The 12732-nt window shown below is 36.8% G+C and carries 11 protein-coding genes; 5 read left to right on the top strand and 6 right to left on the bottom strand.

Going from position 1 to position 12732, the window contains the following annotated elements:
• From ABVM50_RS10655 to ABVM50_RS10645, 3 genes are all read left to right on the top strand, one after another.
• The gene (locus ABVM50_RS10655; protein ID WP_405198557.1) at window positions 1-897 is read left to right on the top strand and encodes a type IX secretion system membrane protein PorP/SprF; all 897 of its coding nucleotides are present in this window, start codon (window positions 1-3) and stop codon (window positions 895-897) included.
• A gap of 16 nt (window positions 898-913) precedes the next feature.
• Window positions 914-2776: an OmpA family protein gene (locus ABVM50_RS10650; RefSeq protein ID WP_405198556.1), complete on the top strand. Its 1863-nt coding sequence runs from the start codon at window positions 914-916 to the stop codon at window positions 2774-2776.
• Window positions 2777-3177: 401 nt separating this feature from the next.
• Window positions 3178-4656, top strand: coding sequence for a S41 family peptidase (locus tag ABVM50_RS10645; protein ID WP_405198555.1), 1479 nt, complete (start codon window positions 3178-3180; stop codon window positions 4654-4656).
• Window positions 4657-4758: 102 nt separating this feature from the next.
• On the opposite strand, the gene ABVM50_RS10640 is transcribed toward ABVM50_RS10645, so the two are convergent.
• From ABVM50_RS10640 to ABVM50_RS10615, 6 genes are all read right to left on the bottom strand, one after another.
• Complete coding sequence (locus ABVM50_RS10640; RefSeq protein ID WP_405198554.1) at window positions 4759-5265, bottom strand: CAP domain-containing protein; 507 nt, start codon at window positions 5263-5265, stop codon at window positions 4759-4761.
• A gap of 172 nt (window positions 5266-5437) precedes the next feature.
• Window positions 5438-6361, bottom strand: coding sequence for a ribonuclease Z (locus ABVM50_RS10635; protein ID WP_405198553.1), 924 nt, complete (start codon window positions 6359-6361; stop codon window positions 5438-5440).
• 3 nt (window positions 6362-6364) lie between these two features.
• Window positions 6365-6697: a ribonuclease Z gene (locus ABVM50_RS10630; RefSeq protein ID WP_405198552.1), complete on the bottom strand. Its 333-nt coding sequence runs from the start codon at window positions 6695-6697 to the stop codon at window positions 6365-6367.
• Between the two features lie 8 nt (window positions 6698-6705).
• Window positions 6706-7638 (bottom strand): aspartate carbamoyltransferase catalytic subunit, encoded by a 933-nt coding sequence (locus ABVM50_RS10625; RefSeq protein WP_141877573.1) that lies wholly within the window; start codon window positions 7636-7638, stop codon window positions 6706-6708.
• Window positions 7631-8185 carry a bifunctional pyr operon transcriptional regulator/uracil phosphoribosyltransferase PyrR gene (gene pyrR, locus ABVM50_RS10620; protein WP_405198551.1) on the bottom strand — a complete coding sequence of 185 codons (555 nt, stop codon included), beginning with the start codon at window positions 8183-8185 and terminating at the stop codon, window positions 7631-7633. Before pyrR ends, ABVM50_RS10625 begins: the two co-directional genes overlap by 8 nt.
• 103 nt (window positions 8186-8288) lie before the next feature.
• Window positions 8289-9284 carry an alpha/beta hydrolase gene (locus ABVM50_RS10615; protein WP_405198550.1) on the bottom strand — a complete coding sequence of 332 codons (996 nt, stop codon included), beginning with the start codon at window positions 9282-9284 and terminating at the stop codon, window positions 8289-8291.
• 255 nt (window positions 9285-9539) lie between these two features.
• Between ABVM50_RS10615 and ABVM50_RS10610 the strand changes: the two genes are divergently transcribed.
• Window positions 9540-12260 (top strand): PAS domain S-box protein, encoded by a 2721-nt coding sequence (locus tag ABVM50_RS10610; protein WP_405198549.1) that lies wholly within the window; start codon window positions 9540-9542, stop codon window positions 12258-12260.
• Entirely contained in the window at window positions 12247-12648 is a 402-nt protein-coding gene (locus ABVM50_RS10605) for a two-component system response regulator (protein WP_141877569.1), read from the top strand. The genes ABVM50_RS10610 and ABVM50_RS10605 overlap by 14 nt, the downstream gene beginning before the upstream one ends.
• Window positions 12649-12732: the final 84 nt, after the last annotated feature.

Raw genomic sequence — 12732 nt, 5'->3', positions numbered from 1 at the left:
ATGAAAAAAGTTTATCTAATTATACTAATGTTATGTGCTGCGACTCCAGGATTTTCGCAGCAGCTCCCTCAGTTTACTCAATATATGTATAACACGGTTTCTATAAACCCTGCTTATGCAGGTAGTAGAGACGGATTCTCAATTACTGCTCTGAATCGAAACCAATGGGTTGGTTTAGATGGAGCTCCGATAACGCAAACGCTCTCTATCAATTCGCCGCTGCGAAACGATAAAATTGGTTTGGGATTGTCGGTTATCAACGATAAGATTGGTGATGAAAATACTACGTTCGTTTATGGTGACTTCTCTTATAGAGTAGATCTAAGTGCAGATGTTTCACTAAGACTAGGTTTAAAAGCCGGAGCATATTACTACGGACTTGATGATCCTACAATTGGAGCAGATCCATTTTTTGCAGATGACTTTAATAGATGGACACCTAACTTTGGTGCAGGTGCATATCTTTCAGCACAAAATTGGTATGTTGGATTATCTGCTCCTAAGTTGATCAACAAGGATAATAATGAACTTGAAGAATTCAGAGCTTTAGAACAATTGCATTATTACCTGACAGCAGGTTACGTGTTTGATCTAAGCAATAACTTGAAATTGCGCCCTTCTGCTCTGGTTAAAGCCACACAGGGAGCACCACTTTCTGTGGACATGACTGCAACGGCTATTTTTAATGAAAAGTTTTATTTGGGAGCAAATTACAGAATAGATGATGCTGTAGGTGCCTTTCTGGATATTCAGTTGTTCCCAGGCTTCAGAGCAGGTTATGCATATGAATATTCTATTTCAGATATTCAACCATATACCTCTGGATCCCATGAATTCATCCTTATTTACGAATTCAGATTCAAGAATACCAGATACAAATCTCCGCGATTCTTCTAATTAACGTCTATAGATTATGAAAAACTACTACATATTTTTCCTTTCTATCTTTATCTGCTCCATTGGAATGCAGGCTCAAAGTGGAAAACAAAGAAAAGCAGATAGGCTATATAAAAACTTCGCTTATCTTGAAGCTACTGAAGTTTACAAAGATCTTATTGAAGAGGAATACAACATTACTTATAATTCTACTCGTTTGGGTGATGCTTATATGATGCTTAGAAGTCCTGAAAATGCAGTATTTTATTATGGAGATGTTATTGAAGACACTACCATATCTCCGGAATATTATTATAAATATGCACAGGCTCTTCGCGGAGTTAAGCGTTATGATGAATCCAGAACTTTTTTAAAACGATACCTCGAAACAGGAAGAGATTCGGACGGTATCCAAACCATGCTGAATAAAGATGAATACAAGAGTATGGCAACTTATAAACTTCAGCAAGCCGATTTCAATTCTGAAGTTAGTGATTTTGGAGTATTCGAGATGGATGGAATGATCTATTTCGTATCAGCCCGAGCACAGGATGTAGACGTAAAAGAAAAAACATATAGCTGGAATGGTGAACCATTTCTGGATATTTATGTAATGGATTCAGAAACTGGAAACATAATGCCTATTCAGGGTGATATTAACACCAAACTTCACGATGGTCCGGCAGTAGTTTCTCCAGATGGCAGTACTATTTATTTTACAAGAAATAATTACCTCGGAAATAAAGAAGGAAAAAGAGATAAGGATAAAACGAATCACTTAAAATTGTATTCGGCTACCAGTTCCAATGGTTCATGGATGGACGTAAAGGAATTACCTTTCAATAGCAACGAATATTCCATTGGTCACCCTTCCTTATCAAGAGATGGCAGAATACTTTATTTTACTTCTGATATGCCAAATGGTATTGGCGGAACAGATATTTATAAAGTAGCGATTAACGAAGACAACACTTATGGAACTATTGAAAATCTTGGAGCTCCGGTAAATACAGAATTTGATGAGACCTTTCCGTTTTTGGATACTAATGGTACTCTTTACTTTTCTTCCAATGGACATGCAGGATTAGGTTTATTCGATATTTTCAGATTAGAGGAAGGAAAAATAACTGTAGAGAATCTTGGAGAGACCATTAATAGTAGTCTTGATGATTTCGCCTATTTCCAGGTTAAAGATTCTAAGGAAGGTTATATTTCAAGTAATCGTGAAGGAGAAGATGATAATATTTTCGTTTTTAATAAAATGAATCCTTTAGTGGTTGCGGGAACAGTATCTGATGCTGTTAATGGCAATCCAATCAGTTCTGCAACTGTTAGGATCATGGACGAAAATGGTGAGGAACTCGCATTTCTCGAAACAAATAAAGAAGGTTATTATGAGACTCAAATTGACCGTGATCTAGAGTTTCCAGTCGAAGCCAAAGAGATCAAATACGAAACTTTCAATGGATCTATAGATACCAGAGATAGTGATGAAATAGATACTTTAAAATATGACATCCAGCTAAACCCTGTCAAGGATGTTGAATATCTTGCTGAAATTGACAACATATATTTTGATTTCGACAAGTCGAATATTAGACCAGATGCAGCACAAGAGCTGGATAAACTTGTAGCACTAATGACGGAGGAGTATCCAGAACTTGTAATCGCTATTGGTTCTCATACAGACCGTAGAGGAACAGATGCTTATAATGAAAAACTTGCTGAACGAAGAGCTAAGTCAACCTTCGACTACCTTGTTGCTAATGGCATAGCTGAAGATAGAATTCAGGAATATAAGGGTTACGGTGAGAACAAACCCGCTATAGATTGTGACAGGTGCTCAGAGAAAGATCATCAACTAAACAGAAGATCGATGTTTAGTGTAGTTGACATGTGATATTTGTACTAATCCAATTAAAAATTTTACCAGAATCGAAGCTGGGGTATCAACCAATGTTGATATGATAGATAAATCGACCCCAACAAATCGATTTTCAATGAAAAAGGTTCAGCCTCTAGCCTGAACCTTTTTCGATTATTTATACTTTCGATAAAAACTTTTAAGTAAGACGATTATAATCGAAAGTATTCAATGCTTGCTAAGACTATCTACAGAATTATCTAGCATCCTTTAAATCACCATTTATATTCCGAAGTAAACTTATCCTACGTACTAGTCACAATTACATATTAATTTTAATATTGAACCGGACTCTATTTATTCTCGTAAATATTATTGAACATAAAATGGCACAATTAGTGAGTTTTACAACTTGTACCAACTTAAGAATGGAACATATGAACATAAAAAGCAAAATACTGATCTTTCTTTTCAGCTTTGGAATTCTTACATCTTGCGAAAAAGAAGAAACGCCTACTGAAAGAAATCCCAATCTTCCTGAAAATGTCATCGATGAAAACGAAGAACCCGTAGATGAGGAAATAGAGGTGGAGAGTTTTGTCTATAATGGTTTAAACGAGATCTATTTATATAAAGAGGATGTGCCGGAACTTGCAGATAATTACTTCTCCTCCTCTACCGAAAAGATCAATTTTCTGGTAGATGCTTCTTCACCAGAATCTCTCTTCGATGATCTAACTGCAGATTTTGACAGATTCAGCTTTATTACAGATGATTACAATGAGCTTGAGGAAAGATTTGAAGGAATGAGCGGCGCCACTGGTATACAATATGGTATTGGGCAAATCTCTAATTCAGATTTCGTATTTGGTTTTATTAGGTATGTACTGCCAGGAACATCTGCAGATGAAGCAGGCTTAACTCGTGGTGCTGTATTCACTGAAATTGATGGTCAGCAATTGACCTCTTCAAATTTTATGGAACTTATAAGTCAGGATAGTTTTAGCATCAACGTAGCTTACGTCCAGGACAACCAGATCATTGTCACAGATCAGGTAGTGAATTTTACCGATGACGCATATACCGAAAACCCTGTATATATCGCTAAAACGCTGGATATAGATGGTAGAAAAATTGGCTATTTAATGTACAATAGTTTTACAGCAAACTTCGATGATGATCTCAACGCGGCGTTTGCAGAATTTCAGTCCAACGGTGTTACAGATCTTGTAGTAGATCTTAGATATAATGGTGGTGGTTCTGTAGAATCTGCTGTTGATCTGGCCAGTATGATCACCGGACAGTTCGAAGGAGAGATCTTTATGAAGGAGCAGTGGAACGATAAATATCAAACCTACTATGAAGCTCAGAATCCTGATGCTTTGCTGAATAGATTTGATGGAAATGTTAGAAGCGGTTCATCGATAAACAGCTTGAACTTATCTGAAGTTTATGTACTAACATCAAGATCCAGTGCGTCAGCCAGCGAACTTATCATCAATGGCCTTGATCCATATATTATCGTTAACCAGATCGGAGATCGTACGGTAGGAAAATTCCAGGCTTCAGTTACGCTTTACGATAGCGATGATTATACTAGAGAAGGTGCTAGTGATAACCATACCTATGCTCTGCAACCTCTGGTATTTAAATCAATAAATGTTGATGGTAATTCTGATTATATAAACGGTTTGCAACCTGACATAGAATATATAGAAGATCTTAATAATCTTGGTATACTTGGCGAACCTTCAGAACCTCTTCTGGAAGTTGCTATTAATAGCATTCTGGGAAGATCCAGTGTCTCTAAATCGAGAGTAAACAGAATGGAAATTGAGCTTCTTGGAGAAAGTGGAATGAACAATGCAAACTTCCAGAAAATGTATATCGATCGTATTCCAGCTGTGATTCAATAGTTAAACTTTGATTTATTGTAGCTAAAATTTAATTGAGATAATAAAAAAAGGGAACAGCCTCTAGCCTGTTCCCTTTCAGATTTGGGGGGTGTATATATTGTACTATTTTTTTACAAATATGTTCGTGAAGTAATTTTTCCCTTCAGCGTCCTGTCTAACTGATATTCCAAAATGAGTGTAATTACCTTCAATATTGTCTTTGTGCCCTCTACTCTTTAGCCATGCATTGATCACTGCTTCAGAAGTTCTATATCCATAACCTACATTTTCCCCAACCTTACTCGCTCCAACAGCATTCATTAAATAGGAAGCTCTATCTGAAAAGTTATCATGACTAACAGCACCCTCATCGATCATATAGTAATTATGCTCTTCAGATTCCACTGAACCCTCCACTAGTGGTTTTAATTCACTCAAACCATTAGCTTTTCTGTATATATTAAGATCTTCCAGAATCTCAACTTCCAGTGCACTATATTCATAAGACGCACGACTGGTTACTGTTTGATCATACCCGGTTACAGAATCTTCAGAATTATCTTTAGAACAAGATGTAAGAAATAGAGTACAGATAAGTAAAGCTAAAAAGGATGATAAAATTTTCGACATAATGTAGGTTCATTTAGATTGGGATGATAAATGTACACATTAAATCGATTAAAAACACTAATCAGCTAAACTACACCGAAGTATGGCTATTTTTTAACATTATTTGTAGGAATTTACGACTAATTATATAGGAGCTTTCCGATTAAAATCAAGAAATAAATAATCGATGATGTTATTCAACGATTATTTCTTGTCCATCATCACCTAAAACTACATTCGGAAAAATCGAAATAGCTTCTTCTTTAAATGTCGTGATGTTTGTATATCGAGTTGAATAATGCCCTAAAATTAGTTTCCCTACTCGGGCAAGTTTAGCAATTTCAGCAGCTTGTTTTGCGGTGCTGTGCTTAGTAGGAGCAGCTAGCGCCGCCTCGCTTTCTAGAAAGGTTGACTCATGATAAAGAGCAGACACTTTCTGAATTAATGGAACTATTTCAGGAGCATACATGGTATCACTGCAAAAGGCATAGGATAGAGGTGCTGCAGGATCTTCAGTGACCAAATTATTTTTTACCAAAATGCCATCTTCTGAAGTGACATCCTTGCCCTTTTTTAAACTTTTAAATAGCGTATAATGAATGTTTCTTTGCTGGGCCTCATCTATAAGTAGCTTCCGATCACCTATTTTTTCTTTAAATAAGAATCCATTGGTATAGACTCTATGTTTCAAAGGAATAGTGCTTACTGTAACTTCTTCATCTTCTAAAACAACCTCAGATTCCCTGGAACTCAGTTCATGGAAGATTAGAGGGTATTTCGTCCACGCTCCGCTCAATTGAAGTTGTACAGTAATGAATTTTTTGATGCCTTTGGGTCCATGAATGTGAAGTTCAGATTCCCGGTTTAGTAATGAAAATGTAGAGACAAGTCCTACCAGTCCAAAAACATGATCACCGTGAAGATGAGATATAAAAATATGTTTGATCCTGGAGAACTTAATTTTATTCTTACGCAAAGCAACCTGAGTGCCTTCACCACAATCAATTAAAAAAAGATGATTTTTAATCTCAAGTACTTGTGAAGTTGGATTCGTAAAACTTCTGGGAGTAGCGGCATAACAGCCAAGGATCGTTATTTTTAACTGGCTGTTACCCATTCTTTAAAATCCAAGATCACGCTGAATCTCGTCCATCTGTATCATGTCCTCTGCTTCCTGTAATGTGGGAACTACTACTAATTCTTCTGGTAATTCATCTATTCCCAGTGCATCATTAACAATCACAAAACTTTTGTTTGCATCCTTATGTAAATTGGAAACCTCTAAAAAAGCCAGCAGTTGCTGGTTTTCTAAATCCCTATGCTTACTTAAATCCACAACGATGTTTGAAGACTCAAAATCCTGATGATGCTTGGTTAACTGACTCGTAAAGTCTGTGAGTTCTGCATTTTCAGCAGAAATAAGTATATAATTTCCCTTTTCGGTTCTTTTCATAATTTCTTTTATTGTTTGATCTTGGATGCTAGCAAATAAATTACAGCCATTCTTACTGCAACCCCATTTTGCACCTGATCAAGTATGATCGCATGTTCAGAATCTGCCACATCGCTGGTGATCTCCACTCCCCTATTTATTGGTCCGGGATGCATGATCACAATTTCTTTATTGAGACTATCCAGCATTTTTTTATTCAGCCCGAATTGCTTCACATATTCTCTTGTACTAGGGAAATAACTAATATCCATACGCTCATTCTGTACGCGCAACATATTTGCTACATCGCACCATTCCAAAGCTTTTTTGAGATTGGTTTCAACCTTTACACCCAGAGATTCAATATGCTTTGGCAGCAAGGTTTTGGGTCCACACACTTTAACTTCTGCGCCCTGAAGCTTTAATGCGAAAATATTGGAAAGGGCTACCCGACTGTGAAGAATATCTCCCACGATCACGACCTTTTTTCCACCTACATCTCCAAGCTTCTCTCTAATAGAATATGAATCAAGCAAGGCCTGGGTGGGATGCTCATGCGCCCCGTCTCCGGCATTAATAATACTCGCGTTTACGTGTCTTGAAAGAAAGATTCCTGCTCCGGGATTGGGATGTCTCATCACGACCATATCCACTTTCATTGAAAGAATATTATTGACTGTATCAATAAGAGTTTCCCCTTTTTTTACTGAAGAGGAAGCTGCAGAAAAATTTATAACATCTGCACTTAGCCTTTTTTCAGCCAGTTCAAAAGAAAGTCTGGTTCGTGTACTATTTTCAAAAAAGAGGTTCGCAATGGTAATATCTCTTAAAGATGGAACTTTTTTGATAGGTCTGTTGATCACTTCCTTAAAATGATCTGCAGTTTTAAATATTAATTCTATATCCTCCTGCTGAAGATATTTAATTCCCAGTAAGTGATCTACACTTAATTCACTACTCATGATCCAAGTCTTTTGCAATTAAATAAACCGCATCTTCTCCATCCTGTTCTTTCCAGCTTACTTTTACTTTCTCGTCATTGATCGCATCTACCTGTCTTCCGGTGTAATCTGGCTGAATTGGTAAATGTCTGCTGAACCTCCTGTCTATCAAGCTTAGTAATTCAATTTCGAGTGGTCTTCCGAAGGATTGAATTGCAGTTAACGCCGCTCTTATGCTTCGGCCGGTATAAAGAACATCATCAATAAAAATTACATTCTTATCCTCTACCATAAAATCTATTCTGGTTTTATTGGCTTCCAAAGGTTTTTCCCCTCTTCTGAAGTCATCTCGATAAAAGGTAATATCAAGCTGACCAGTTTTCAAATGATCCAATCCATACTCATCTTTCAGGATGTTGATAATCCTTTCTGCAACGTATATTCCGCGCGGCTGAATCCCTATAAGTACGGTATCTTCGAAATTTGTATGCTTTTCTACTAATTGACAGGCCAACCTGTGAAGAATGATATCAAGTTGATTTGAGTCTAAAAGAACTTTGCGGCTCATAAAACTGGTTGTAGATTGATACAAAAATAAGGCTTTTTTTGGATTGATCTTTTACTAAACTATAGTGTAATCATTTTATCATTTCAATGCTGAAGACTATTCATCATATATTTATATCTAGTTTATTTCTCAGAAATTCTTCAATAGCTTTTTCAACAATTTCTGTATCCTTAGATTTAATATCACTCCCTACGAAATGAGTTTCCGGGGTGGCCAGCGGCTTCAAAACAACCATTGAGTCTGGAGTGCTCAATAGTTTGTGAATATTTTCATAGATATCCACCTCTACATGTTCATCTTCCTGGATAAAGTTCTTGTGATAATATAAAGTAAGTACAGGACATTTCACCTTCTTGAATGTTTCCGGAATCATTGTGGTTTCAACGAGAACCTGAAGATCTACGAGAGCTCTGGATGGATAAATTGTGTCCCAGTATTGAGTAGCAATTTGTTGCTCATGCTCAATTTTTCTGTTATCCCCAAAACTTATTAAGCTAGCAATCTCGTAACCCCACGGAGTACTCAGCACAAAAGTACCAGGTTGATCATCCTCGAGATTTGGCCCCATATTTATGAGAGCATGAACATCTTCTGGAAATTCAGCAGCAAGCTTAAACGCCAGAGTTCCTCCAGTAGACGTACTCATAATGATCACCTTTTCACCAATTTGCTTTCCAATGGCTAAAGCTTCCATAGCAGACTGCCAGGCATTCTCTCCATTAAAATCATCCAGACTTGCCTGAGCCTCTAGACCGTGACCGGCCCAGCGAGCATAGTAAATGTTCGCATTTAATTTTTTAGCAATATTGTTATTTACTGGATAACCATCTCTATAACTACCTGCAAAACCATGCAGATAAATGATGCTATATTCTGTTTTGCCAAGTGTTTCTCCATACCATTCTATGCGAGCCTGGTTATCCTTACGTGTTGGCTTTTTTGATTCTTTATCGTTAATGTAATTATCAAGTTCGGTTAGATTGGAAGCTATCATCGGAAGCTGTAGATCGTATGTCGGTTCCTCGGGCACTGGTCCGGTAAAGTATGTAACCGCCAGAACAAACACAAGAATAAGTACAATCCAGTATCTTTTTTTCATACTTCAATAATACTGAAATTTGACTAACCTCTTCGCTTCTAACTGAGCTAATTCTATCCTGAAAATGATCATTGAGGACTATTGTTCTTTCTAATTCCAGACAGCAAAATGTAATAACAACCAAATTTATGTTTAACATAAATCAACCAATTAATACCAAAATCCATGCTTTTTTAAAATTTACTGTTGCTTAAACCGAAGAAAATATCTTAATTGCAGTAATAGATTCCCCAATCTATTCCCAACCTACGACCTATGCAGAACGTGAGAGAACATGAAATCTCATTAATTATGCAAGAACCTCATGTTTTTGAATTTGTTCAAAAATATGGCTTGCATGGATTTTTGATACATAAACCGGAAGAACCGGATTACATCTGGCTCAATATTCAAATCTTGCGACACCTTGGATTCGCTCCTCCATCACACATACTGAAAAAAACTAAAGCCGAGGAACATCTGAAGTTTTCGAACTGGAAAGAGCTACTTTCAAAAATTAAACATGATCCCGGAAAGTCCGGTCAAATAAGACTCAAAATGTCAAAAGGTCACTTCAGAAAATTTTCTTATAAGGTTATTCAGTTACCTGACGGTGCACTCATCTTTGCTCTGGAAGAACAAAAGCAGAATGTTATTCAGCAATTGTCTGATAGCATTGCTGGTGGAATTAGCAGCGAGGAGATCAGCCAGATGAAAAAAAGGTTCGAACTCAAAAGGTTGTTTATAGAACAGGCTCCTTCTGCAATAGCCATGTTCGATAATGATCTAAAATATATTGCTGTTTCAAAACGCTGGTTAAAGGACTATCAAATTGAAAATATCGATGTGGTTGGAAAATCACATTATGAGATCTTTCCTGAAATTGGAGAGGACTGGAAAAAAATACATCAGGAATGTCTTAGCGGTGCGATACATAGTATGGATGAAGAATGTTTTGTTCGTGCAGATGGTACAAAAAACTGGATCACCTGGGAGGTAAGACCTTGGTATAATTCTGAAAATCGAATTGGAGGTATTATCATGCATACCGCAGATATTACTGAGATTAAGAATAGCGAGGCGGAAAATCACCGCAAGCAGGAACTAATGGAAAAAGTTCTGGAAAGTGTTGAAGTTGGCATCGTAGCTTGTGATGCTAAGGGCAATCTTACATTATTCAACCAGGCAACTAAAGACTGGCATGGCCTACCAGCAAAACCTGTTCCTAAAGAAGAACTTTCCATGCATTACGGCTTATACAATGCCGATGGTACGCGAGCTTTGAAAGAGGATGAAATACCACTTATCAAAGCACTCAATACCGGATCAATCTCTAATGAAGTCATTAGAATACGACCAGTTCGCGGAGAAGAAGTTATAGTATCGGTAAATGGAGTTCAGGTTTTTGATCATGATGGCAACCTGGATGGAGCGGTAGTCGCTATGCATAATATTAATCACAGGCTACAGGCTGAAAAGAAGTTGCGTATTAGCGAACAAACTTTTCGTGGCAGTTTTGAGCATGCCGCCATAGGTATGGCAATACTTGATATAAGCGGTAACTGGCTAAGCGTAAATAAGAGTCTTTGTAATATCGTAGGTTATACCGAAGACGAGCTCAGGAAACTAACATTTCAGGATATTACTCATCCGGAAGATTTAGATAACGATTTAGGCTTACTTAATGAACTGGTTGCAGGCGATCGCGAATTCTATCATATGGAGAAAAGATACTTCCATAAGAATGGATCGATCGTATTTATAAAACTTGCCGTATCGCTGGTTCGGGATCATAAAGGAAATCCGCTACATTTTGTTTCTCAAATAACTGATATCACTAAAGAAAAGATCGCTTCAGAAAAATTGCGCTTAACTTTAGGAAAACTCGAAGGGATCTTCAATGCCAGCACCCACGTAAGTATTATTTCAACAGATTCTGAAGGGCGTATAGAATCCTTCAACAAAGGAGCTGAAAGAATGCTTGGATACACCCAAACTGAAGTTTCCCAGCAATTGAACATTACTTCAATTCATGTTTCTAACGAACTTGAATCCTTCTCAAATAACCTATTCAGTGATCATGAGAACTATGATCTTCCGGAGTTCTTGAGAAAGATTTCAAACAGTCAAAAGTTGAAAAATAAGGACTGGACCTATGTTAGAAAAGATGGTACAGAATTTCCGGTACAACTGGCAATAACTCCAATTTCAGATAACGGTGAGAATACAGGATACCTTTTTATGGCTATCGACATTACGAACCTGAAGTTAGTAGAGGAAGAACTTTCCAGCGTTATGAATATTACTCAGGAGCAGAATGCCAGACTTAAAAACTTCGCGCATATAGTTTCACACAATTTAAGATCTCATTCCAGCAATATTGGAATGCTCCTGGATCTATCAATGCGTGATTACCCGGAATTGAAAGAAAATGAAATCTTCAGGCATCTAAATAATGCTTCTGAAAATCTTTCTGAAACCATTGAACATCTAAACGAAGTAACCCTGATAAATACTGCAGTAGAAGAAAACTTAGATGCAGTCAATCTTCATAAGAGTGTTGAAAACATACAGAACTCAATTACAGCGATAGCTGCGAAGCAAAAGGTTGAAATTTATAATAATATAGGTAGAGAAATACATGTACTGGGAGTCCCAGCATACATCGATAGTATCTTTCTGAATTTTATAACCAATGCCGTCAAGTACAGCTCTTCTGAAAGAAATTCTTTTGTAAAATTAAGCGCAACTTTAGAGGAAAATGGTTTTGTTCGAATTGACATTGAAGATAACGGTCTTGGTATAGACCTTAAAAAACACCGGAGAAAACTTTTTGGAATGTATAAAACTTTCCATGCACATGAAGATTCTAGAGGAATTGGATTATTTATTACAAAAAATCAAATTGAAGCCCTGCACGGTAATGTCCAGGTAAAAAGTACGCCTGGTCATGGAACCGTATTTTCAATCTATTTAAAAAATTATGAAGAAAGTTGATATAGCCTGTATTATAGATGACGATCCTATTTTTATTTATGGAACGAAAAGGATTATGGAAATGGCAAATTTCGCTCAGAGCGTAATGGTTTTTAAGAATGGTGATGAAGCAATTACCAAATTACGTCCTATCATGAGATCTAATCAGTCGGTTCCAGATATTATTTTACTGGACCTAAACATGCCCATAATGGATGGCTGGCAATTTCTGGAGGAATTCATTAAGGTTCCAAGTTCAAAAAAGGTTATTATTTATATAGTTACTTCTTCAGTTGACCCGGAGGATGTGGAAAGGGCAAAGAGTTATGGTGAGGTGGATAATTATCTTATCAAACCGATTAAAGCAGATCAACTCATGGAATTGATGAATAACTTTCAGAAGAACTGAACCTTTGATAGAAAACTTTGTGGAATAGAATCTTTCAGAAAAGAATGGTTTCAGAAGAAATATTTAAAATTAGAAAATATTGAA

The organism is Christiangramia sp. LLG6405-1, assembly GCF_045055805.1.
Classification (GTDB): domain Bacteria; phylum Bacteroidota; class Bacteroidia; order Flavobacteriales; family Flavobacteriaceae; genus Christiangramia.
The sequence above is the reverse complement of the archived record's forward strand: the minus strand, read 5'-3'. Positions and strand labels throughout refer to the sequence as shown.